At 30.2% G+C, this 24,183-nt stretch carries 22 protein-coding genes; 7 read left to right on the top strand and 15 right to left on the bottom strand.

Annotation, left to right across the window (positions count from 1 at the left end; translation table 11 throughout):
- The first annotated feature begins 221 nt into the window (after window positions 1–221).
- The gene (locus tag C4N20_RS01645) at window positions 222–956 is read left to right on the top strand and encodes a basic amino acid ABC transporter substrate-binding protein (RefSeq protein ID WP_005981539.1); all 735 of its coding nucleotides are present in this window, start codon (window positions 222–224) and stop codon (window positions 954–956) included.
- Window positions 957–1,017: 61 nt separating this feature from the next.
- Complete coding sequence (locus C4N20_RS01650; protein WP_005981537.1) at window positions 1,018–2,217, top strand: argininosuccinate synthase; 1,200 nt, start codon at window positions 1,018–1,020, stop codon at window positions 2,215–2,217.
- 36 nt (window positions 2,218–2,253) lie between these two features.
- Here C4N20_RS01650 and C4N20_RS01655 read toward each other — a convergent pair whose 3' ends face one another.
- The 3 genes from C4N20_RS01655 to C4N20_RS01665 all read right to left on the bottom strand — a co-directional run bounded on the left by C4N20_RS01655 (window position 2,254) and on the right by C4N20_RS01665 (window position 5,934).
- The gene (locus C4N20_RS01655; RefSeq protein WP_005981534.1) at window positions 2,254–4,128 is read right to left on the bottom strand and encodes a GGDEF domain-containing phosphodiesterase; all 1,875 of its coding nucleotides are present in this window, start codon (window positions 4,126–4,128) and stop codon (window positions 2,254–2,256) included.
- 393 nt (window positions 4,129–4,521) lie between these two features.
- On the bottom strand, window positions 4,522–5,157 hold the full coding sequence (locus tag C4N20_RS01660; protein WP_005981532.1) for a DUF6037 family protein: 636 nt from the start codon (window positions 5,155–5,157) through the stop codon (window positions 4,522–4,524).
- Window positions 5,158–5,526: 369 nt separating this feature from the next.
- Window positions 5,527–5,934 (bottom strand): hypothetical protein, encoded by a 408-nt coding sequence (locus C4N20_RS01665; protein WP_005981530.1) that lies wholly within the window; start codon window positions 5,932–5,934, stop codon window positions 5,527–5,529.
- Between C4N20_RS01665 and C4N20_RS16825 the strand changes: the two genes are divergently transcribed.
- Both C4N20_RS16825 and C4N20_RS01670 read left to right on the top strand, forming a co-directional pair.
- A complete protein-coding gene (locus tag C4N20_RS16825; protein WP_415050673.1) occupies window positions 5,925–6,185 on the top strand; it encodes a cyclic nucleotide-binding domain-containing protein in 261 nt (86 codons plus the stop codon). The genes C4N20_RS01665 and C4N20_RS16825 overlap by 10 nt on opposite strands.
- Window positions 6,124–6,525 (top strand): Crp/Fnr family transcriptional regulator, encoded by a 402-nt coding sequence (locus C4N20_RS01670; RefSeq protein ID WP_197712129.1) that lies wholly within the window; start codon window positions 6,124–6,126, stop codon window positions 6,523–6,525. The genes C4N20_RS16825 and C4N20_RS01670 overlap by 62 nt, the downstream gene beginning before the upstream one ends.
- A 193-nt stretch (window positions 6,526–6,718) precedes the next feature.
- Here C4N20_RS01670 and rlmD read toward each other — a convergent pair whose 3' ends face one another.
- The 8 genes from rlmD to C4N20_RS01710 form a co-directional block, all read right to left on the bottom strand.
- Window positions 6,719–8,074, bottom strand: a complete 1,356-nt coding sequence (rlmD, locus tag C4N20_RS01675) for a 23S rRNA (uracil(1939)-C(5))-methyltransferase RlmD (RefSeq protein WP_005981528.1) — start codon at window positions 8,072–8,074, stop codon at window positions 6,719–6,721.
- Between the two features lie 18 nt (window positions 8,075–8,092).
- Window positions 8,093–8,353, bottom strand: a complete 261-nt coding sequence (locus C4N20_RS01680) for a hypothetical protein (RefSeq protein ID WP_005981526.1) — start codon at window positions 8,351–8,353, stop codon at window positions 8,093–8,095.
- Between the two features lie 2 nt (window positions 8,354–8,355).
- Window positions 8,356–9,297 carry a 16S rRNA (cytosine(1402)-N(4))-methyltransferase RsmH gene (gene rsmH / locus C4N20_RS01685; protein ID WP_005981524.1) on the bottom strand — a complete coding sequence of 314 codons (942 nt, stop codon included), beginning with the start codon at window positions 9,295–9,297 and terminating at the stop codon, window positions 8,356–8,358.
- An 80-nt stretch (window positions 9,298–9,377) separates the two neighbouring features.
- The gene (locus C4N20_RS01690) at window positions 9,378–9,635 is read right to left on the bottom strand and encodes a YggT family protein (protein ID WP_005981522.1); all 258 of its coding nucleotides are present in this window, start codon (window positions 9,633–9,635) and stop codon (window positions 9,378–9,380) included.
- Window positions 9,636–9,675: 40 nt separating this feature from the next.
- A complete protein-coding gene (gene pgsA, locus C4N20_RS01695) occupies window positions 9,676–10,209 on the bottom strand; it encodes a CDP-diacylglycerol--glycerol-3-phosphate 3-phosphatidyltransferase (protein ID WP_005981520.1) in 534 nt (177 codons plus the stop codon).
- Between the two features lie 29 nt (window positions 10,210–10,238).
- Complete coding sequence (gene rimO, locus C4N20_RS01700; protein WP_005981518.1) at window positions 10,239–11,576, bottom strand: 30S ribosomal protein S12 methylthiotransferase RimO; 1,338 nt, start codon at window positions 11,574–11,576, stop codon at window positions 10,239–10,241.
- A gap of 74 nt (window positions 11,577–11,650) precedes the next feature.
- A complete protein-coding gene (pnp, locus tag C4N20_RS01705; protein WP_005981516.1) occupies window positions 11,651–13,750 on the bottom strand; it encodes a polyribonucleotide nucleotidyltransferase in 2,100 nt (699 codons plus the stop codon).
- 317 nt (window positions 13,751–14,067) lie between these two features.
- Window positions 14,068–14,691: a hypothetical protein gene (locus tag C4N20_RS01710; RefSeq protein ID WP_005981514.1), complete on the bottom strand. Its 624-nt coding sequence runs from the start codon at window positions 14,689–14,691 to the stop codon at window positions 14,068–14,070.
- Between the two features lie 252 nt (window positions 14,692–14,943).
- On the opposite strand from C4N20_RS01710, the gene C4N20_RS01715 reads away from it, so the two are divergent.
- The gene (locus tag C4N20_RS01715; RefSeq protein WP_005981510.1) at window positions 14,944–17,259 is read left to right on the top strand and encodes a patatin-like phospholipase family protein; all 2,316 of its coding nucleotides are present in this window, start codon (window positions 14,944–14,946) and stop codon (window positions 17,257–17,259) included.
- A gap of 18 nt (window positions 17,260–17,277) precedes the next feature.
- Window positions 17,278–17,472, top strand: coding sequence for a hypothetical protein (locus C4N20_RS01720; RefSeq protein ID WP_005981508.1), 195 nt, complete (start codon window positions 17,278–17,280; stop codon window positions 17,470–17,472).
- A gap of 79 nt (window positions 17,473–17,551) precedes the next feature.
- Here the strand turns inward: C4N20_RS01720 and C4N20_RS01725 are convergent, their stop codons facing one another.
- From C4N20_RS01725 to abc-f, 4 genes are all read right to left on the bottom strand, one after another.
- Complete coding sequence (locus C4N20_RS01725; RefSeq protein ID WP_005981505.1) at window positions 17,552–18,382, bottom strand: TSUP family transporter; 831 nt, start codon at window positions 18,380–18,382, stop codon at window positions 17,552–17,554.
- A gap of 44 nt (window positions 18,383–18,426) precedes the next feature.
- Complete coding sequence (locus tag C4N20_RS01730) at window positions 18,427–18,849, bottom strand: hypothetical protein (protein WP_005981503.1); 423 nt, start codon at window positions 18,847–18,849, stop codon at window positions 18,427–18,429.
- Between the two features lie 187 nt (window positions 18,850–19,036).
- Window positions 19,037–20,005 (bottom strand): type I phosphomannose isomerase catalytic subunit, encoded by a 969-nt coding sequence (locus tag C4N20_RS01735; RefSeq protein ID WP_005981501.1) that lies wholly within the window; start codon window positions 20,003–20,005, stop codon window positions 19,037–19,039.
- Between the two features lie 106 nt (window positions 20,006–20,111).
- A complete protein-coding gene (gene abc-f, locus C4N20_RS01740) occupies window positions 20,112–21,599 on the bottom strand; it encodes a ribosomal protection-like ABC-F family protein (RefSeq protein ID WP_005981499.1) in 1,488 nt (495 codons plus the stop codon).
- Window positions 21,600–22,110: 511 nt separating this feature from the next.
- On the opposite strand from abc-f, the gene C4N20_RS01745 reads away from it, so the two are divergent.
- Window positions 22,111–24,171: a BglG family transcription antiterminator gene (locus tag C4N20_RS01745; RefSeq protein WP_005981497.1), complete on the top strand. Its 2,061-nt coding sequence runs from the start codon at window positions 22,111–22,113 to the stop codon at window positions 24,169–24,171.
- Window positions 24,172–24,183 lie beyond the last annotated feature (12 nt).

Raw genomic sequence — 24,183 nt, forward strand, 5'->3', positions numbered from 1 at the left:
ATTTCCTGAAAATATTTTGAAGATTAATAAAATTCAATTTATACTAAAGGTATGAGCTATATTTCTATTCAAAGAAGCATCAGCCATATCACTGTGTATTTTATATTTTAAAATATCAACAGATCAGCATTAAAAAATTTGCTGGTCTGTTTTTTTTATACCCAAATATAACCAAAACATTTATTATAAATATATTAAAAAATTAAAGGGAGGAAAAAATTATGAAAAAATTATTTTGTGCAGTTATGTTATTATTTATGGGGATTGTTGGAAGTGTAAGCTTTGCTAAAGAAAACAAAGTTCTTTATGTTGGGACTAATGCTGAATTTCAGCCATTTGAATATCTTGAAGATGGAAAAATAGTTGGATTTGATGTGGAGCTTATGGAGGAAATTGCCAAGCTACTGGGAAAAGAGATCGAATGGAAAAATATAGCTTTTGATGGACTACTTCCAGCTCTGCAAGCTAAAAAACTAGATGTGATTATAGCTGGAATGACAGCTACAGAGGAGAGAAAAAAATTCGTCAACTTCTCAGAAACTTATTATACATCTAATCAAATGATTCTGATAAACAAAGAAAATCCAGTAGTTGAATCTTTTGATAAACTTGCTGGTCACAATGTTGGAGTTATTCTCGGATATACAGGGGACATTGCTGTAAGTGCAATAGATGGAGTTAAAGTTCAGAGATACAATGGAGCAGCAGAAGCTATAATGGCTCTTAAAGCTAAAAAAGTAGATGCAGTAGTTTTAGACTCTGAACCAGCTAAAAACTATGCTAAACAAAATAAGGAACTTGGACTTATCAACACTGATGTATCTAAAGAAGAATATGCAATAGCTGTTGGAAAAGACAACAAAGCTCTTGCTGATAATATAGACAAGGCTCTAAAGACACTTAATGAAAACGGAACTTATGATAAACTTATTCAAAAATATTTTGGAGATAAATAAAATTTGAATATAACTAAAAGATTATAAATAGATTATTTTAAAACTTAAGGGAGGAATAAAAATGAAAGAGAAAGTTGTTTTAGCATATTCAGGGGGATTAGATACTTCAGTTATCATTCCATGGTTAAAGGAAAATTATGATTTTGATGTTATAGCTGTGGCAGTAGATGTTGGACAAAAAGATGATTTTGCAGCTGTTGAGAAAAAAGCTTTACAGATAGGGGCTTCAAAATTCTATGCTGCTGATAAAAAAGAGGAATTAGTTAATGATTTCATAATTCCTATGCTTAAATCAGGAGCTAAATATGAAGGAACATATCTATTGGGAACATCTATAGCCAGACCTGTAATAGCTAAAGCTCTTGTTGAAATTGCTCAACAGGAAGGTGCTTCTTACATAGTTCATGGAGCTACTGGAAAAGGTAACGACCAAGTAAGATTTGAATTAGGTATCAAAGCTCTTGCACCTAATATGAAAGTTATTGCCCCTTGGCGTATCTGGGATATCAAATCTCGTAAACAGGAAATTGAATATTTGAAATCTCATGGAATAGAACTTCCATTTAAAGAAAATACTTCTTACAGTAGAGATGAAAACCTATTTCATATAAGCCATGAAGGACTCGAACTTGAAAGTCCTCATAATGCCCCTGACTACAATCATGTATTGCAGTGGGTGCTTCCTCTGGAGAAAACAAGTGATACTCCTGAGTGCATATCTATAGATTTTGAAAAGGGGGTTCCTGTAAAACTTAATGGAAAATCTATGTCAGCTCTTGATATTATCAACTCTTTAAACGAAATAGGAGCAAAGCATGGAGTGGGAGTTATAGATCTTGTTGAAAACCGTCTGGTTGGAATGAAATCTCGTGGAGTATATGAAACTCCTGGTGGAACTATACTTTTTTTTGCACATGAAGAACTTGAAAGATTATGTATGGACAGAGAATCTCTTCAGGCAAAAATGAAACTTTCTAATGATATGGCTAAATTGATATACAATGGTCAGTGGTTTACTAGATATAGAAAGGCTCTATCAGCTTTTGTAGAAGTAACTCAGGAATTTATAACTGGAACTGTAAATCTTAAACTTTACAAAGGAAATATTCTGTTAAATGGTATGGATTCTAAATATTCTCTATACTCTGAAGAATTCTCTACATTTGATGAGGATACTGTATATAATCAAAAAGATGCTGAAGGATTTATCAATCTTTTTGGACTTCCTATTAAAATAGAGGCTCTTTTAAGAAATAAATAATCTACAAAAAAAGAGGATGATTATTAAAATATAATTTTAATAATCATTCTCTTTATTCCATTCTATCCAATTTATATTTTCTAATTTTTCAAATTCTTCTATAGGCATAGGTTTATAGAATACATATCCCTGTATTCTGTCACACCCAGCTTCTCTTAAAAAGTTTACCTGCTCCTGTTCTTCTATCCCTTCAGCTACAGTTTTCATATTAAGATTCTTTGCTAATTGTATTATTCCTTTTATAATTATTTTTTCTCTTTCTTTATCCTCGCTGTCATTAAAAAATACAGAGTCCATTTTAAGAATGTCCACTTTCATATCTTTTAAAGCATTCAAAGATGAGTATCCATTTCCAAAATCATCTATTGCACAAAGAAATCCATTTTGATGAAGGTCTTTTATTATCTCTTTTACTCTTTTTATATCATTAAATATAGCAGATTCTGTAAATTCTATTATCAAAATCTCATCTGGAATATTATATTTTCTCTTTATTTTACTGTATACTGGTATAAAGTCCAAACTGTAAAACTGCATTTTAGATACATTTATAGAAATAGGAACTAGTCTTTTAAATTCATCCATCTGCTTTCTTATCCACTGGCAAGTTTTTTCAAAAACATACTGATCTAAAACGCTTATTAATAAATTCTTTTCAAGTACTGGAATAAATAGTCCTGGAGGCACTAGATTTCCTAATTCGTTTCTCCATCTTACTAAGGCCTCTGCATTTTCTATCTTATTCCCTTTTAATTCTATTTTAGGCTGAAAATAAATTATAAACTCTTCATTTGCAATAGCTTTATGAATATTATCCCTTATATAATTTTCTTCCCACATTTTATCTCTTATGCTTTTATTGTAAAAAGCAAAATTGATTACCTGTCCTTTTATTGTTTTCTGAGCAAAGTTAGCTCTATCTATTAGTTCAGTTACTTCTATTTTTTCATTTATATCCTCAAGACAGCATATTCCATAATATATAAAAGCATTGTAACGTTCATTACTTCTTTTTACAACCTCTTTTAATTTTTCATCAACATTTTTTTGGCGTTCTATAAGCTCAGATTTATCTTTATACTTTCTCATTGCAACAAATCTATCAGCAGTAACACGTCCATACGCTTCTTTATCTCCGATATCTTCCTTTAAAAATTTATTATATTCTTTCAATATGTAATCTCCAAATTTATATCCCAATACATCATTGCAGTATTTAAAATTTTCAAAATCCAAATAAAAAATGGCGAATTTAGTTTCTGGATTTTCTTTTATTAACCTCTCTGCATCTAGCTTAAATTTTTTTAAATTCCCATCTCCTGTCAATTCATCTTTATATATCATATCTTTTAACTTTTCATTCATTTTTTCTAGGGAGCTTTGATTTTTAGACTGCATTATAAAAACAACCAGCCATGTGATCAATGAAGATACTGATAAGAATATAATCAAGAGAGTTAAATTTGTTGCTTGCTTTCTTGCATACTTTTCCCCTGCAAAAACAGTATTGTTAGCCATCTCAAAAAAATCTTCACTTTCTTTTAAAAGAACTGCTGAATCTTTTCCATTTCTCACATCAAAAATTTCCTGTTTAATCTCTTTCCATTTAGCGTCCAGTTCTTTTAGATCTTCTATATAAATACTGTCTTTTTCTACATAAGGAAGTTTGTATTTTCCTTTGCCTGTTGAAAGGTCATATAAAATATCATCAAGGTATTGAAGTAATTCATCACTTCCCTTATGAGTTATTTCTAATTTAAATGCTCTTTGAGATGCTCCTCTTACTATTCCAAGATAGTTAATCCAGTGTCCATATTTTTGGATTTGAATTATGGAATTTATCGACACTAAGCATGCTGCACATAATAAAATGAAAAATATAGATTTCGTAAATTTTTTATTTTTCGCCATTTTTGCTCCCTAATTACTAATAGTTTTATATTTTTTAGCTTGAGAATTTTATTGAAGAAGTTTTAGATTTTAGAATGTCAAGATGAGTATTTTTATTTCGTATTTATTTTTCAAAAACTTGTCTTTAAACTTGAAAATTATACATGTTATTATAATAATACTATTTTAAATTAAATTTTTCAATGCTTTTTTTAGTTTTTAACAAAATAATTTAAAGATAAAAAGAGAAGACAGTTTACAATTTGCATTTTATCTGTCTTCATTTTCTTAATTTTTTATGTTTTATTTGATGAATCTTCCTAATTTAATAGGATAAAATAGATATTCTACCCCTCTAATGGAAAAAATATTTCAATGACTTTACTATTCTTTCTCTTATACATGAAAATATATCTATTTGCGCTTCGCAATATTTGATATTATAATTTCATCAGATAATTCATCTTCTTCATTTTCAGAAAAGAAAAAACTTAAATTTGAATCGTCTTTATAAAGTTCATATAATTTTGGACGTAACACATTTGCTTTATTACTATTTTCAATACTTCTTTTATTTAAATTTCCATTTTCATTTATTCCATTTCGCCTTACATCAAAGCAATAAATAGCATTGATATTATTTCCTTCTGCTCGACTACCTAAAATTCTTCTTTCAACTTGATCATTCTTATGTATGATTTTTTCCTTCGGAATAATTTGAGTAAAATATGTAGCAAAATTCAAAAATAAATTACGTCCTCCATTTTTATTTTCTATATTAAAAAATTCTATAAATCTATTTGCATTCTCAAAATGAACTTCATAAAAATCGATATATGCATTTATTGAGTTATTAATATTTTCACGCTCAATGAATTCAAGTTTTGCTTTTGCATATTCATTTGGTTTTTTTTCTTTCTCTTTATATCGCTTAAGAATGGCAATTACATCAATATCATTATATTTAAATGAAAAAGAGTCAATTACCCATTCTTTTTTCTCCATATCATTAAGCAATAATTTTAAATTTTCATATCTTAATTTAGCCAATTTTATCCTCCTATCATAAAAGATTTTCCAATACAAAGTCTCTTTTAAAAACTAACACCATTTTCTAAAAAATTCATATAAACATTCTACTTTTTCTATTTCTATTCTTTTTTGCTAATTCCATTAACAATAATAATTAATTTTTCATCAGTATTATTTATAACACTATCATTTATTTTATTGTCTATATTAATAGTATATAAAAGATATCTACCTTCATTTTCTTAGTTTTTTATATTTTATTTAGTGAATCTTCCCACTACTTCAGTGTGGGCTATATAATGTCCAAACTATATTTTATCGTTATTTATTTGTTTTTATAGAATTTTAATCAACAGCATATTTATATAAATATTTTTTATTCTTATTTCATTCATTAAATAATAGAAGCCTATCTAATCCAATACCACTAATTAAACATCTTTCTTTTTTATTACCAAGTATCTGAGAAATCCAATCAACAAATCCACCATCACCAATTTCAATTTGACCGTCTTTTGTTTCTAGCATTATCTTAAAGTTGATACCCTGATAATACTTATTATCCACATCTTCAAAGTCAAATGAGAGTGAAGTTTCAGGGAATATAGTTTCTATAGTCTCAATCATTTTACCAAAAAAACCATCAATATCTTTGTAGCCTCCCCTTTTCCGTAAAATAATTGATACCTTTGCTCCAAATTGTGTTTGAAGTATTTCTTTATAAAAAGTTAAGTGTTTTTCTAATAGCTTTTTTTCACTAGTATAAGAACCATTATCCTTACATGATGATACCATACAATATATTCCAAAGTGAGAAAAAAAAATTACAACACAATACATTTTCTCCAGGTGAAATTATACTTTATGCAGAAACTGAAAATGATTATGTTCATTTCTTGATTGATGGTATGGCAGAAGCTTATATTCCAAATTCACAAGGGGGGTTTTCAACTGTTCATATTTATAAACCAGGTAGTTTTTTTGGTGAAGCAGAACAGTTCTATACAGGAAGAAAGCTCTGCTATGACTCCATGTATAGTAGATAAACTCCATAGAAACGATTTTTTTGATTGGATGAAAAAGGATTTTGAAGTAACCAAACTAATTATCAAAGAGATTGTTCATAAGTTGATTTTGAATAGTGAGTATATCGAGGAGATATCACAATTGACGGTTAAAGAACGTTTTTTACGCTGTATTGCTACTCATTATCAACTTAACAACATAAAATCTCTAACAAAAGAAGAAGTGGCAAAAGAAACTAAATCCCCTGTGCGAAGTATCAATCGTGCTATTGCAGCATGTACAAAAGAAGGTATACTATGTTATAAAAATAGGCAAATTCATATTTTAGATAAAGAAAAGCTACAAACATATTTAAGGTAAGTAAAAAAGAGGTTGGTGTAAACCTCTTTTTTACTTGTCGTTTTTACAAACAGACTTTTTCTATTTTCCTACTTAATTGTATTACTTTTTTAAAGGAAAGCCAAATAATTTTTTATTGAAGGAAAGATAGGTGTAATATCTCTCCTAGGCAAAAACTACCAGTATTCTATTTTTATTGTTTCAAACACTTATTTTACTTGATAAATCTTCCCACTACTTCAGTGTGGGCTGTACCTGGAAACATGTCTACAGGCTGTACTTTTTCAAGAGTATACCCTTGTCTGCTTAGTATCTCAGCATCTCTGGCAAAAGTAGATGGATTACAAGAAATATATACTATCTCTTTTATATTGCTCTCTGCCACTTTCAGCAAACTGCTTTCATCTATTCCTTTTCTTGGAGGGTCAAAGATAATTGCATCTACCTTTTCTCCTTTTTTTATAAGCTCAGGAAGTCTGTCTTCTACAGCTCCATTTATAAATTCTATATTCTCAATTTTATTTTCTTTAGCTGTTTTTATTCCATCATTAGTTGCCGACTGAACTAATTCTATTGCAAATACCTTTTTAGCTTTCTTAGAAAGTATCATTGCAAGAGTACCAGTTCCTGAATAAGCGTCTACAACATTTTTATTTTCAAGATCTTCAAAATAGTTTACAGCTGTATTGTACAGTTTTTTAGTTTGAGGAAGATTTATCTGGAAAAAAGAAAGAGGTGAAATATTGAAATTTATTCCATCTATTTCTTCAGTTATAGTTTTTTCTCCCCATATAAATATATTCTTATCTCCCAAAGCAACATTAGTTCTCTTCGGATTTAAAGATATGTAAATAGATTTTATCTCTTCTACTTTATTTTTAAGTTCCATAAGAATATCTTTATATCTCTTTTCAACTTTTACTGCATTTATGATAAGTACCAGCATAGCTTCATTCTTAGAATTTGTTCTTACCATTACATTTCTCAGTATTCCCTTATGCTCATTCTCATCATATACAGAAACTTTTTCTCTGTTCAGTATACTCTTCAGTTCTTTTATTATTTTATTTCCAAGTCTAGAATTCAATATATTTTCTTCTACTTCAAAAACATCATGTGACTTTCTTTTAAAAAATCCGCTTATAATTTCTCCCTTTGATTTTCTGAAAGGTTCTATTATCTTATTTCTGTAATGATATGGATCTTCGCTTCCAATAACATCTTCTACAGATACATTCTCTATTTTACCAATCTTTTTAATAACATCTTCTACCATAAGTTTTTTATATTTTAATTGAGCATCATATTTAAGCATTCCAAAATCACAGCCTTGAAAATCTTCAAAAGATATTTTAGCTGTGTCTTCTATTCTCTCTTCTCCTGCTGTAATTATCTCTTCAATCAATCCTCTGGCATAAGTCTTTTTAACAGAAATTATTTTTACTTTTAATATATCTCCAGGAACAGACATAGGGACAAATACTGCAAAATCATTATAGTATCCTAGCCCTTCTCCTCCATTTACTATCTTATCTATTTTGAGTTCAATTATCTCAAACTTTTTTACCATTTTTCCTCCAAAACAACATTATTCCTCAATCTGGAAAAATTTTATGCTGTTAGATATTTCCATCTTATTCTTATTTCTCATTTCTTTTCCTATTTTTTCCAAATCCACTTTAGAATCATATTCTATAATTTTCTTATCCAGATCTTTCTCTACTGTTTCCAATGTTTTTCTATCAGCGTTTATGGCTATCTCCAGCTTTGATATTTTTATTAAAAACATTCCATGTATAAGCCATACTACAACTATAGTAATAAGTACACTAAAAAAAGTCTTTCTCACTTTTATCCTATCCTTTCAACTACTCTCAATTTTGAAGAGTGAGCTCTATTATTGAATTCTACTTCATTTCCCTCTGGAATTATAGGCTTCTTAGTTATCAGTTTCACTTTAGCTTTTCCTCCACATACGCATATAGGAAGTCCTGGTGGACATTTGCATGCAGTTGCTAAATCTTTAAATTTAGTTTTTACCAGTCTGTCTTCAAGAGAATGGAAAGTTATTATTCCCAATCTTCCTCCTACCTTCAATGAATCTACAGCTTTATCTATAGCCTTTTCCAACACTTCGAGTTCTCTGTTTACTTCAATTCTAATAGCTTGGAATGTTTTTTTAGCAGGATGTTTTGCTGCTCTTTCTGGATAGGCTCTCTTTATTATGGCTACAAGTTCTCCAGTAGTTTCTATCTTCTTTATCTCTCTCGCTTCACAGATAAATTTTGCTATTCTTCTTGAATTTCTCTCTTCTCCATATTCAAATAATATTTTCATAAGAGCTTCTTCACTATACTCATTAACAACTTCATAGGCAGACAGAGGATTATTCTGATTCATTCTCATATCAAGTTTTGTATCATATCTATATGAGAACCCTCTCTCTGGGTCATCCAGCTGTGTAGATGAAACTCCAATATCCATAAGTATCCCATCTATTTTATCATAGCCAGCCATATATATAACTGTATCCAGATTTTCAAAGTTATTTTTAAAAACCTGCCATTTATTACCATATTTTTCTAATCTTTTTTTGGCAAAATCTATTGCCTGCTGATCCTGATCTATAGAGATAAGTCTTCCCTTTTCAGAAAGCTCTTTTAGTATTCCTTCAGAATGACCTCCTCCTCCAAGAGTACAGTCAAGATAAATACCATCCTTATTTATAACAAGGTTATCAATACTTTCTCTATACAAGACAGGTATATGATATTCGCTTATAATTTCTTCCACTCTATAATCAACTCCTGTTTTATTGTTCTTAAAATTACAAAATATGGGTGACCAAAAAGCTATAAGTCACCCACATCTAATTAAAGCAGTATCATAAAAACTACTTTTCTTACTATTCCAAAAAAGATATATGCAACTATTGGTGCTATATCAAGCCTGAAATTTCCCATTGGCAGCAACACTCTAAATGGTCTCAAGATAGGTTCAGTTAAATTATAAACCAGTTCTGTAAAACCATTTGATGAACTAGGAGAAAGCCACGAAAGTATCACTCTTATTAATATAAGAGTATTTATAACTGTTATTAATAAATCAAAAATTCTAATGAACATATACATAAATAAACACTCCTTTTCTGTATTAAACAATTATTTTATTCTATTTTGAATTCATAAAATAATGTTTAGCTTTTGATGTGTATTCCCATCCAGACCATAACGTTAAGATTATTGGTATAAGCATAAGATAGAAGTTATACCATTGATTTCCTACTACAATCATTATCAGAATAACTATCATCTGACTTGTTGTCTTATATTTTCCAAGCTTTCCTGCTGGAATAACTTCACCTTTAGCAGCAGCAAGCATTCTTATTCCACTTATAAGGAATTCCCTTGCTATTACTATTATTGACATCCATGCTGGAATATATCTCAATTCGACAAAAAGTACCAAAGCAGATATGACCAGTATCTTGTCTGCCAATGGATCCATAAGTTTTCCAAAATCAGTTACCAGATTATATTTTCTAGCTAGATAACCATCAAAAAAATCTGTCAATGAAGCCACTACAAACAATGCAAAAGCTATCATTCTATATACAAAACCTTCAGCATTTGATTCCTGAAGAAAATATATGAAAGGTACAGCCAATACTAATCTTATAAAAGTTAACTTATTAGGTAAGTTCATAATTTGACATCCTCCATAGAATTTATTATTTACTGCTCATTTTCAACTATTGGCCCTATAAAATCATAATCAAAGTTCTGTTCCAGTTTAACTTTGACAATCTCTCCAGGTTTTGCCGTTCCATCATTTGTAAGTACTTTTCCATCTATCTCCAGAGCCTGACCTTTTGTCCTTCCTTCCAATAAGTACTCACTTTCAGTAGAAACACCATCTATCATTACTTCTACAATCTGTCCAAGCATATTCCTGTTTTTGCTTTCAGCAATTTTACTTTGAAGATTAGTAATCTCTACCCATCTCTTTTCCTTTATTTCCTCTGGAACTTGATTTTCCATGTCATAAGCTTTTGTATCTTCTTCTCTTGAATATTTAAAAACTCCAACATAATCAAACTTGTATTCTTCAATGAAAGCTTTAAGTTCCTCAAAATTCTCTTCTGTTTCTCCAGGGAATCCAACTATTACAGCTGTTCTTATCACTGCATCTGGTATCTCTTTTCTTATTCTGTTAAGTATTCCTTTGATATGATCTCCAGATTTAGCTCTTCCCATTTGCTGAAGAATATTGTCAGATATATGCTGAACTGGTATATCAAAATATTTACATATTTTATCTTCATTTTTCATAACATCTATTAGCTCATCAGTAAGAGAATCTGGGAACATATAGTAAGTTCTAAGCCATTTCAGTCCATCTATTTTTACCAGTTCTTTCATCAATCTTGCTAAAGACTTTTCTTTGTATAAATCTATTCCATACTCTGTAGTCTCCTGAGCTAAAAGATTAAGTTCCTTCACTCCAGATGCTACAAGTTTATTTGCTTCTTTGAGTATATCTTCTATAGTTCTGCTTCTCAACTTTCCTCTTAATTGTGGAATTATACAGTAAGTACATCTTCTGTCACAACCTTCAGCTATTTTCAAATAAGCTGTGTGAGAAGCTGTAGTAAGAACTCTGTCAGTTTCAGAATTTGCAAGAAAATCCATTTTTGTACTTTCTACAACTCTTTTATCTGCCAGTATCTCCTCTACTACTTTTTCTATTTTATCAATTTCACCAGTTCCAATTACAGCATCAACTTCAGGAAGCTCTTTTAATATTTCCCCTGCGTATCTTTGTGCAAGACATCCAGTTACTATTATTTTTTTCAGATTGCCATTTATTTTTAAATCACTAACCTCTAGTATAGTCTCAATTGACTCTTTTTTTGCATCTCCAATAAATCCGCAAGTATTAACTATAATAATATCTGCTTCCCCTAATTCACTAGTTACTTCAAATCCTCTTTTGTTTACTAATATCCCAATAAAATTCTCGCTGTCCACAAGATTTTTGCTGCATCCCAAGCTAATTAAAGCAAATTTCATTCTTCACCTCATCTAAAATAACTTCATACTAAAGAGAACACAGAAAAATATCTGTGTTCTCTTTGTATAAAGAACTAAATTTTCTTTTTACTTAAACTAATTTTTCCATTTTCAGTAGAGATAACTTTTACATCAAATCTATCTCCAACTTTTAACACATCTTCCACATTTGCTACTCTCTCATTTGAGATTTCAGAAACGTGAAGAAGGCCTTCTTTTCCTGGAAGTATTTCCATAAATGCTCCAAATTTAGCAATATTTACTACTCTTCCATTATAGATTTCTCCTACTTCTACATCTTTTACAAATGCATTTACAAGAGTTATTGTCTCTTTCAATACTTCTTCATCTTTAGAGAAGATAGAAACATTTCCATCATCGCTGATGTCGATAGTTGCTCCAGTTTTCTCTATGATTCCTTTGATATTCTTTCCTCCTGGTCCAATTAAAGCAGCTATCTTATCAGTAGCTATTTTCATTTGGTGGATTCTAGGTACATTAGGTCTAAGATCTGCTGGTGCAGAAATAGCATTATTCATAACTACTAATATCTCATTTCTAGCATCTAATGCTTGTTTCAAAGCTATTCTCATTATTTCTTCTGTTATTCCAGTTATTTTTATATCCATTTGAAGTGCAGTTATACCATTTTTAGTTCCTGCTACTTTAAAGTCCATATCTCCTAAGTGATCTTCAAGTCCCATGATATCTGTTAATACAGTGAACTCTTCTCCCTCTTTAATAAGACCCATAGCTATTCCAGCTACATGCTCTTTAATAGGTACTCCAGCAGCCATAAGTGAAAGTGATCCTCCACAAATTGATGCTTGAGAAGATGATCCATTTGATTCAGTTATCTCAGATACTACTCTTATAGTATATGGGAATGATTCTTCTGATGGAATTACATAGCTAAGAGCTCTTTCAGCAAGAGATCCATGTCCTAATTCTCTTCTACCAGGTGATCCCATTCTTCCTGTTTCTCCTACTGAATATGGAGGGAAGTTATAGTGAAGATAGAATTTTTTGAAATATTCTTTTTCTAAGTCATCAACTAACTGCTCGTCTTCTTTAGTTCCTAAAGTAGTTACTACAACAGCTTGAGTTTCTCCTCTTGTAAACATTGCTGATCCGTGAGGAATAGGAAGAACTCCAACTTCTGCAAATAATGGTCTTATTTCAGTAGTTTTTCTTCCATCTACTCTATGTTTATGATAAAGGATAGCTTCTCTTACTAGTTTCTTCATAAGATCATGATAGTAACCTTTGAATTCTCCAATTACTTCTTCTGGAATATCCTCTTCTTCAATACCTTCATAATTTTCAAGAATAAATGCTTCCATTAATTCTTCTTCTAATGAATCTACTGCTTCTTCTCTTGCTTTTTTACCTAAAGTAAGAACAGCAGCTTTAAGTCTTTCCATTCCTTTTTCATCAATGAAATCTTTTACTAATGGTAAAACTTCTTTTTTAACAAAATCTATTTTCTCTTTTCCAGCAACTTTTGCAAATTCTTCTTGAAAAGCACAGATTTTTTTGATATTTTCATGAGCAAACATTATTGCAGCAAGCATAGTTTCCTCATCTAATTCTTTTGCTCCAGCCTCAACCATGTTTACAGCATCTTTTGATCCTGCTACTGATAATTCAAGGTCACTTGTTTCTAATTCTTCTGGAGTTGGGTTTAAAATAAACTCTCCATCTTTGTATCCTACTACAACCCCTGCTACTGGTCCTAAGAATGGAAGGTCAGAAAGCATAAGTGCCATTGAAGATCCTATTATTCCTAAATAGTCAGGTGTATTTTTCTCATCATATGAAAATACAGTATTTACAATATGTACATCATGATTGAATCCTTCTGGGAACATTGGTCTTATAGGTCTGTCTATAAGTCTAGCTGTCAATGTTGCATTAGTTGAAGGTCTTCCTTCTCTTTTGTTGAATCCTCCTGGAAATTTTCCAGCAGCATAAAACTTTTCAATATAATCAACTGTTAAAGGGAAAAAGTCAGCCCCTTTTCTTGGTTCTTTGCTACGGTTTACAGTACTCAACAATACAGTTTCCCCATATTGAACCATTACAGCTCCGCAAGATTGTCTTGCTATTTTTCCAGTTGAAAAACTTAGCGTTCTTCCTGCTAATTCTAATTCAACTTTTTTCTCATCAAACATAAATTCCTCCTATTATTTTCTTCTAGTCTTCTTTAAAACTTAAAAGGTAAATAATAAGGAGTAAAAGCAGAAATGCTGTTCATCTTTTACCTCTTACTACTTACAATCTTTTAAGTTTCAGTTTTCTAGTAATTATATCACAATTTTCTCATTTTTTCCATATCTTATTATCTAAGTAGCTTCATACTTTTTTCTATATCTCTAGGTACTGCTGTAAAAGAAATTTTCATAGATCTAAGGATTATCTCTTTTTTCTTCTCATTCAAGTAAAATATATAAAAAAACTCCCAATAATTAAGGGAGCTTATATTTTATTCCTATTCAGCTTGAACATCTTTTTTAGTAGTTTTTTTAGCATTTTTTTTAATCTCTTTTAATTCTATCATTCTTTCAGCTACTAATTTTTTAAATTCCAGTAAATCTTCAAGACTAATATCTTTCATTATAAAGTTTTTTGCTTTAGTTCTAGTTGATCTATATGTTGAATCCAGTTTACTATTTTCTTTAGCTTCGATTTGCTTTCTAAAACTTTTTTCTAATCCTGCTAAATATCCATTACTTGGATAAAACAGGTATCTATACCCTACTTTAATTTCAATTATAATATCTCTTAAACTTGGTGTCATTCCTAATTTAGAAAACAATTTATGTTTTTTAGAAAAATCTTCCTTTTTAAAAGCAAACTCTGTATTATATATTTCCTCAAGTGCTTTTTTTATTTCAGCATTTTTCATGCCATTACCAAGTAATTCTTTTAAATGTTTGGTTCTTATAGTTGCAATGACATAAGTTGAATTATCTATTTTAGTAATAGATTTTTTTGGATTTTTTTCTTTAAAGTCATTTTGTAATAAAGCAATTAAATTCCAAAATATTTTTTCATTGATTTTAGTCATCTCATAAGTACTTCCTATCAGTTCTGGGTGTCTATCCGCTTTCATTTTCAGTTCTCCTATTTTTTTAAAATATATTATAAAAAAATCTTTTTTATTCTATTCTAGTATATTTTCAAATGAATTTATAAAAAAAATTTTAATATTTTTTACGTTTCTTTTCTATATTCCTAGCAATTATAACATTTTTGTTATTAAAAATCAAATTTAAGATATTTCTTATTTTATTTATTATGAAAAATTGATATAATATAGATTATATGTTAAGACATTACCAGAATATTACACTAGGAGGATTTCATGAAGAGAAAGTTTTTTCTCATTTTTACTATACTTTTCATCATATTAATGCCTTCTAAAAGTTTAGCAAATTTACAATCAATAAATAACAATCTAACTTTCGAGGAAGATATTGAAATAGATAAATTAAAATCCCAAATAAAACTTTTAGAAGAAAAAATACAAACATTAGAAAAAACAAAAGCTGTTAAGCTTAAAAAAAATAAAGTCAATATCAAAATTGGACTTGCTCTGAGCGGTGGAGGTGCAAAAGGTCTTGCCCATGTAGGAGTTCTTAAAGTTCTTGAAGAACAAAATATCAAGATTGATTATATTACAGGTACAAGTATGGGAGCTGTAGTTGCTGCTCTTTATTCAGCGGGATATACTCCTGATCAAATAGAAAATATACTGCTGGATATAAACTGGAATGGATATATAAGCGGCGAACTTGACAGTAAAAAAGTGCCTCTTGAGAAAAAATTAGGCAATCAAAAATATGCTGCTTCTGTAAGATACGATAAAGAATTTAATTTTTCTCTTCCTAAGGGATTTGGAAGTACAGAAATGATATATTTAAGATTGAAAAAATTACTTGCCAATGTGGAGAATATTAATGATTTTGATAAACTTCCTATTCCTTTGAGAATAGTGACAACAGACTTAAATACTGGTAAAGCAGTAGCTCTTTCTCATGGAGACTTAGCCAGAGCAATCACTGCCAGCGTTGCTATTCCTACTATCCTTGATCCAGTAGAAATAGACGGCAGTCTTTATGTAGATGGATTGATTTCAAGAAATCTTCCTGTTGAAGATGTGATTGCCATGGGAGCTGACATAGTAATTGCCAGTGATGTAGGAAATGAAGTAAAAGATAATAAAGATTATAATATTCTTAGTGTTATGAATCAGTTGGTAACTATACAAAGTGCCTCTTCTACACAGCAGCAAAGAGAAATGGCTACTATACTTATTTCTCCTGATATTCAGGCATACAATGCTACAGATATGAAGAAAGGAAAGGAATTTATAACTCTTGGATTTAATGCTGCCCAAGAAAAAATAACTGATTTAAAAAAACTTCCTAAGAGAGATCAAGAAATTAAATTCCCAGTTTCTGATAATAGCATTTATATTAAAAATATTGTGTATTCCAATAAGTTCTCTTCAGATAAACAGGAAATATTAAATAACCTTCTAGCTAAATATATGAACAAATCCATTACTGATGATGAAATGGAAGATATTATGCTGAAACTTTATGGGGTAGATTTTATAAATAAGATTTACTATGAAGTTGAAGGAAATACCCTTGTTCTCGATGCAGATATTAATCCTGCAAATGTTTTCGGTATAGGAGCAAGTTATGCTACTGGTTATGGAACTACCTTTAATATTGGTACTGAACTTTCAAATGCAAAAAAACTTGGAAGCAGCAGTACAATCAATGCACAATTTGGAGATTATCTAGGTTTATCTACCAGAAATTTCTTTTACTATGGAGTTTCTAATAAAATAGGTATCTTCGCCAATGCAAGTTACAAGGAATCACCTCTCTATTTATATGACAATACAAAAAAAATTGCTGACTATACTACCAAAGCTCTGAGATTTGAAACTGGAGTTCTTACTCAATATGAAAATCAGCTTTTAGCCTCTTATGGAATAGCTGTAAATTACTCTAAGCTTGAACAGGAAACAGGTCTTGAATGGACTGATCAATTTGAATATTCCAAAAACTATAATGAAGCTTTCTTTAAATTATCTCTGGATAGTTTAAGTGGAACAAACCGACCTTCTTCTGGTGTAAAAGGAGAGTTGAATTATGTTTGGGGTGGAACATTTGGTGCTTCAAAATCAAATTTCTATGGTCCTCTTTATCAGTTTGACGGATATGTTCCATTAAACAAAAAGTTTATTTTTTCTTATGGATTCTATGGAGGAGTTATCTCAGGAGATAATATTCTTCTTGATCAATATATAAAACTTGGAGGAACTAAAAATAATATTCAGAATAAATCATTTGCTTTCTATGGATATGAAGTGCATCAAAAACTCGTTGACCAATTCCTTATAGGAAGATTAGGATTGGATTATGAATTATCTAACAACCTCTATTTAGGAACTAACTGGAATATAGGAACATATAGGGAAGTTAAAGAAAAAAGTGATAGTATGAGCAAAAATGATAATCTTTTATGGGATGATTACCATCAAGGATTTGCTCTTTCTTTAACATATGAAACTATGTTTGGTCCAATAGAATTTTCAGTGTCTAAAGATAATAAAAAAGGAGATGTAATATCTCAGTTCAGTATTGGATATGTATTTGATTAAGAAAACAGAGGTGAAATAATGAATAATTACAAAATAAATATAATAAATGAAATTTACTTTACTAAGTTTTTTATGATAGTAAAGGCTGAAACGAAAGAACAGGCTATAGAAAAAGCTATGGTACGTTATAGAATGAGGATAGTAAAAAAGTTAGGTCATTCAGAACCTAGAATAAATATCCAAGATAATATAATTATTGAAAAAATAAACTAGAATAATAGTAAAAAACAAAGAGGGCAACTCCTAAGCAGAAATATAATCTGGCTTTGAGTACCCTCTTTTATTTATCTCATTATTTCATAAACATTGTCATGATATTTTTTATTCCTGCTCCTACATCTATTCCAAATATAGATTCAGCAATCATTTTTGAAAGAACTACTGTAGTTACTATAAGGAACATAGGTTTGATAAATTTTGTCCCTCTTGTTACTGCCATCTTAGCTCCAATTATTGCTCCAACCACCATTATGGCAGCCATTGAGAAAGAATATACATATGCAACTTTTCCCATAGATACAAACATTATAACACTTGCCACATTACTTGAAAGATTCAATATCTTTGCATTTCCACTGGCATTAGTAAAATCTATCTTGAATATTCTGATCATAGCAAATATAAGGAAAGAGCCTGTTCCCGGACCAAAAAATCCATCATAGAAACCTAAAGCAAAAGCCATTATAATTCCCCATTTTACATTCTGCCCTGTTAATCCCTCAAATCTATTCTCTTCTCCAAGATTCTTATTACGAAGTGTATATATCAATACCATAACAAGAAGAACTATAGCTATTGGATAGAGGTATTTTGAATCTATCATTACTACTGTTTTTACTCCAAGTACTGCTCCAATAAATGAAAATGCTGCTAATTTCTTCATCAGCTGCCAGTTAATTTTCCCTGATTGAGCAAATTTAGCACTGCTGGCTATTGTAGAGCAGCAAGCTGCAACCTTATTTGTACCAAGTGCCACATGAGCAGGAAGTCCAGAAGCCAGAAAAGCTGGTAAACTGATAAGTCCTCCTCCACCTGCTATTGCATCAATAAATGCTGCAAAAAAGCAAGCTATCCCTAAAAAAATAAATCCTGATAAATCCATACCTTCCATTAAACCAAACATTGCTTCACCCCAAATTTAATTTTATGTTTTATCTTTTAATACTATTACCATACTCTTCTTGCTTCATAGCTTTCTACACTATTGATATAAAAATCCATATCCTGATTAAAATTTCTAATAAAATCTTTTCTTTTATCAATTTCATTCCACTGAGTATTTACCTGTTGTCTCAAAGCCAGCATTTTTATTCTTAAATCTTTGACTTCTTCCATATTAGGATTTTCCTGAGCACTGAGTTTATCATATCTCTTTACAAGATATTTGTAATTCTTAATATAGAAATCCCTATATCTGCTGTCTGATCCCCAATCACCATCAGGCTTCATCCATGTATTCAGAGATATTCCTGCTCCTACTCTTCCTCCGCTTCCCCAGCCTATTCCAATTCCAGGAGAAACTCCAACAGTAGTACACCCACTCAAAGCTGCTGCTATTATCAGACCAATAATATATTTTTCTGCTTTCATAAGTAACTCCTTATTTAACCTTTCTTATATTATAAACGTAAGCAAAGCTTTATTCAATATATTTTTAGAAAAATATCAACAGTGAGATTGTATACCATATATTTTCAAATTTTCCTCTAAATAAAAAGAAAGAGATGATTCAAATTTTATATCTTTTAAGACATTCGAATCATCTCTTAATTTAAATTTACATGAAAGATTTAAGAATTTCTAACTTACCAGTTATTTTTAGTTCCAGTCCTGCTGGAATAAAATATGTATCCCCTTTTTCAGCATGATATTCTTTTCCATTATATATCAATTTACCTTCACCATCTAATATAGAATAAATCTTAAAGTTTCTGTTTATCTCATCTTTAAATTCTCCATCTACAAGATACTTATCTATGCTGAAATACTCTCCTCTGATAAGTTCCTCTTTCTCTGCTCCTGCTAAAAGTATTTTCTTTCTTCCAGCATCAGTAGTTATTTCTACATCTCCTTCGAAATCTATTACATCAAGAGCTTTATCTATATGAAGTTCTCTAAGTTTTCCATCTACTAATCTGTCAAAATCATATATTCTGTAAGTTGTATCGGAATTCTGCTGTACTTCACAAATCAAGATAGATCCTTCCATAGTTGCATGGACAACTCCCGGACATAGATTTATAAAGTCTCCTTTTTTTACTTTTACTGTATTGAACAGTCCATCAAATTCTTTTGCCTCTACTTTTTCTTTAAATATCTCTTTTGTTATACCATCTTTGATTCCAAGTATAAGAGTAGCGTCGTCACTAGCTTCCATTATATACCAGCTTTCGCTTTTCCCAAACTCTCCCTCTACTCTTAAAGCATACTCATCACTTGGATGTACCTGTACTGAAAGTCTATCATTGATATCAAGATATTTTATAAGAAGAGGAAATTTTCCTTTGAATTTATCTGTTATCTCTTCTCCTAGTATATCTTTCCCATATTTTTCTATAAGTTCTATTAAAGATTTCCCTTGAAATTCACCATTCTCCACATAAGATAGTCCACCTTTGTGAGAACTTACCTCCCAAGATTCTCCATATAATTCATCATCTGGAAGTTCCATATTTAAAATTTCCTTAAATTTTCTTCCACCCCATATTTTTTTTACAAGATTCTTTTTAAATTTTAATGGATACATCTATATTCCTCCTGCTTATATTCTTTTTCAATTATAAGTGTACAATTTATTTCAAATTTTTTCTATGTATATTTTCTTTCAAAAAAAATTGAAACTTTCTATCTCCTTATAATTTTACTATTTTATTTGCAATAGTTTCAGAAAATACCATATCATGTTCTACAAAAATTATAGTGGGCTGGAACTCCAGAAGAAGCTCCTCTATCTGTATTCTTGAAAGAACATCTATAAAATTCAATGGTTCATCCCACACATAGAGATGTGCTTTTTCACATAGACTTCTTGCTATAAGAACTTTCTTTTTCTGCCCTCCACTGTATGAGCTTAAATCTTTATCAAACTGCTCCCTTGAAAAATCCATTTTTCTCAATATAGCTCTGAACAGTGCTTCATCTATCCCGCTGTCACGAGCAAAATCTGAAAGTTTCCCTTTGAGAAAACCAGTTTCTTGAGATACATATGATATTTTCATTCTGCTCCCTCTATAAAAATTCCCTGTATACTTCAGATCTTCTCCTAATATGAGCTTTAATATAGTAGATTTTCCAGAACCATTCTTTCCTCTTAAAGCGATTCTGTCTCCCTTTTCTATAGTGAAGCTTACATCTTTACACACCTCTTTTTCTCCATAAAATATAGAAATCTTATCTAAGTCTATCATTCTATTTGAATGGTACTCTTCTGGCTTTATTTTTAAAGACTCTGAAAGCTCTATATTTTTAAGAAGTTTTGTTTTTTCTTCTAAGGCAGAATTCTGTCTTGCTTCCAGATTTTTTGATTTTTTCATCATTTTAGCTGCCTTTGCTCCTACAAATCCTTTATCTATCATGGCTGGAGCTCTTCCACCATAGCTTTTTTTGCTTTTCTTTTCCTCTTTTTTATCTGACCATTCTGAAGTACGTTTAGCTGCCTGTTCTAGTCTTTTGATATCCTTTTTTAACTTATAGTTTCTTGCAATTTCAAAATTATCCTGCATCTCTTTGTTCAGTTGCCATGAGGAAAAATTCCCCTTCTGTATCTCTATATTTGTCCTGTTTATTGATAAAATATGATCTATACAATTATCTAAAAATCTTCTGTCATGAGATACAAGAATAAACCCGTTTTTAGATTTAAGATATTCTGCTACTACCTCTCTCCCCTCTGCATCTAAGTGGTTTGTAGGCTCATCTATAAGGAGGAATCTGTCCTCTCTCAGAAAGAGAACTGCTAGAAGTATTTTAGTCTGCTCTCCATTGGATAATGTATCAAATCCTCTATAGAGTACATCTTCTGAGATATCTAAAAGTGACATCTCCCTTTCAAGCTCCCACATTTGGTAATCATGGTTTAAGTTATTTATTATATCTATTGTTTTTAAAGTTTTATCTTTTATTTCAAAAGGAAAATACTCAAATATTGCCCCTCCAGAGATATTCCCTCTATATTCATATTTTCCCAGAAGAAGATTTAGAAAAGTAGTTTTTCCTCTTCCGTTTCTTCCAGTAAACCCAAGCTTCCAATCTGTATCTATCTGAAAAGATACATTTTCAAAAATATTTTCCCCACTGCCTTCATAGGCAAATGTCAAATTTGATATATTTATTAGTGACATAAACATCCCTCCTGTGAAATTAATAAAAGCCGCAAGAAAGTTAATTCTTACAGCTCACAAAGTCACAGAAAAAATATAGATCAAAAAAGGATTTTCTGTATATATAAATGAGAGAAAAAATGAATAACTTTCCTGCTAAGGCACATCAAAATCAACGGCGATGCCGTTTGTCATTTTTTTGATACACCATTTAAAATATTAGCAAGAAATTTTCTTCATCCCTTCACCTCCGTTTTTTGTATATTGTAACCTAATTATACAGATTTTACTTTTAAAAGTCAATAATCTCTCATGGTAATTGATTGATTTGTACTTTTAACAGTCTTCCTTAAATAATTTTTCTATCTTTTCTTCAACTTTATCCATACTAAAAACATACATATAGTTTTTTTAAAATTCAAAATATTCCTATTGATATATTTCTTTTCACAAAAAAAGTGAAAACCATTTTACTTGAATATATTATGAAAGAAAAGTATACTTAGAATATATTGAGGGAGGTTGAAGTTATATGGCCATGACTAGAGATATTCTAAATCTCATAAAAAACATAACTCAGAACAAAATCAACACACTGGAAGAAAATTCTAAAATTATGGATCTCAGTGAAAGAAGTCTTAGATATAAGATAGATGACTGCAACTACCATTTAAACATTTTAAAACTTCCAGAATTAAATATTAAAAAAGGTATAATCACTTTTTCTTCTACTCTGGATACAGTAGTGGAGAAAATAAATGAAAACATATATCTTTATAGTTTTTCACAAGATGAGAGGGAAAAGATAATAATCAACTTCTATCTTTTCAAAAAAGAACCTACTACTATAGAAGATATAAGTATATTCCTAGGAGTAAGTGCTGTAACATTAAAAAATGATATTAAACGTATAAAAAAATATTTAAAGACATTTATGCTGAATCTTTCTAACGAAAATAATAAATGCCTTACTATCACAGGAGATGAAAGAAATGTCAGAAAACTTCTTCTGGATATTCTTTTAAAGAACTATGACATCACATTTAAAAATGATGAAATAATCATAACTAAAACATATTACCATGGATTTTTTATCCCATGGAAAGAGATGGACGATTTCTTTGATAAAGCTATTACAGATAAAGCATATAAGCTTTTGAAAGGCATTCTCAAAGAAAACAACAAAAATATAAGCGACGAAGCTTTCAAAGTTTTGTTTTTCTATATTCTTGTGCTACTTAACAGATACAAAGATCATGAAATAACTACAATAAAAAATATGAACTTTCTATCAAATACACCTGAGTATCAGGGAGTAAAGGAATTTCTCAAAGAACCTGAATTTTCAGAGGGAGAACTTCTTACACTTACTGAATATTTTCTTGGAAGCAATACTTTTAATTTTGATCATTCATTCTATGGAAACTGGGTGCAGATAGAGACATTCATAATGCAGTTGATCAAAGAGGTAGGAAAATTTGGATATTCTGGTCTGGATAAAGATGAAACTCTTCTGGAAGGACTCATCAACCATATAAAACCTGCTATCTACAGAGCAAAAACTGGAATACAGCTAAGTTCAGAAATATATAATGATTTCAAAGAAAGCTACCCATTGATACTGTCTCAAGTGGAGGAAGCATGGAAAAAATGCGACTTTCAAGGATTGAGTATGTCAGATGAAGAGATAGCCTATATAGCAATGCACTTTCAGCTGGCAATCAAAAGGGTTAAAAAAAGAGTATTTAAAGATATTCTCATAGTATGCGGTTCAGGATACAGTACATCTAAATTTTTAGCAGAGAGTATTCAGGAAAAATTCTCAGTAAATATTGTAGATACTATTCCATATAATATGCTTGAAACTTACAAGAATGTTGAGAATATAGACTTGATAATAACTACTATCACCAATTTGGAAAGCACTCTTCTTCCTGTGGTAACTGTATCTCCAATATTGAGCAGAGAGGACGTAAGAAAGCTGGAAGCTCTTCATCTTTCTCAATCTAAAAACAAGATAAAATTATCTAAGCTTTTAGAGCTTACAAAGAGAAATGCAGATATACATGATGAAGAAAACTTTATCAAAAATATGAAAAGACACTTCAAAAATGAAATATTAGATGATATTTCAAAATCAAGCTTCTTAAAATTTACTGATATGATCAGTATGTCAAGAATTGAAAAAAGAGAAAAAGCTGATAGCTGGGAAGAGGCAATCAAAATGAGTGGAGAAAAGCTCCTTCATGAAAATATTGTGTCTGAAGGTTATCTTGATGAAATAATAGATCTTACCAACAAATTCGGAAGCTATATGGTAATACAGGAAGGAATAATTCTTTCTCATGCAAGAGGAAATGAAAGTGTATCAAAAACAGGTATCAGTATTCTGCTCTTAGACGAGCCTGTGGAGTTTCCTGAAAATGAAAAAGTAAAACTTCTTATCACTCTTGCCAGCAAGGACAAGAGGGAACATCTCAATGGATTGATGGAATTTATCAACACATTGAGAGAGGTAAAGCTTCTGGATACTTTAGAAAATTGTCAAACTATTAGTGAAATTTACATAACATTTAAAAATTTATTTAATTAATTAGGGGGAAAT

It is taken from the genome of Fusobacterium ulcerans (assembly GCF_003019675.1).
Lineage (GTDB): Bacteria > Fusobacteriota > Fusobacteriia > Fusobacteriales > Fusobacteriaceae > Fusobacterium_A > Fusobacterium_A ulcerans.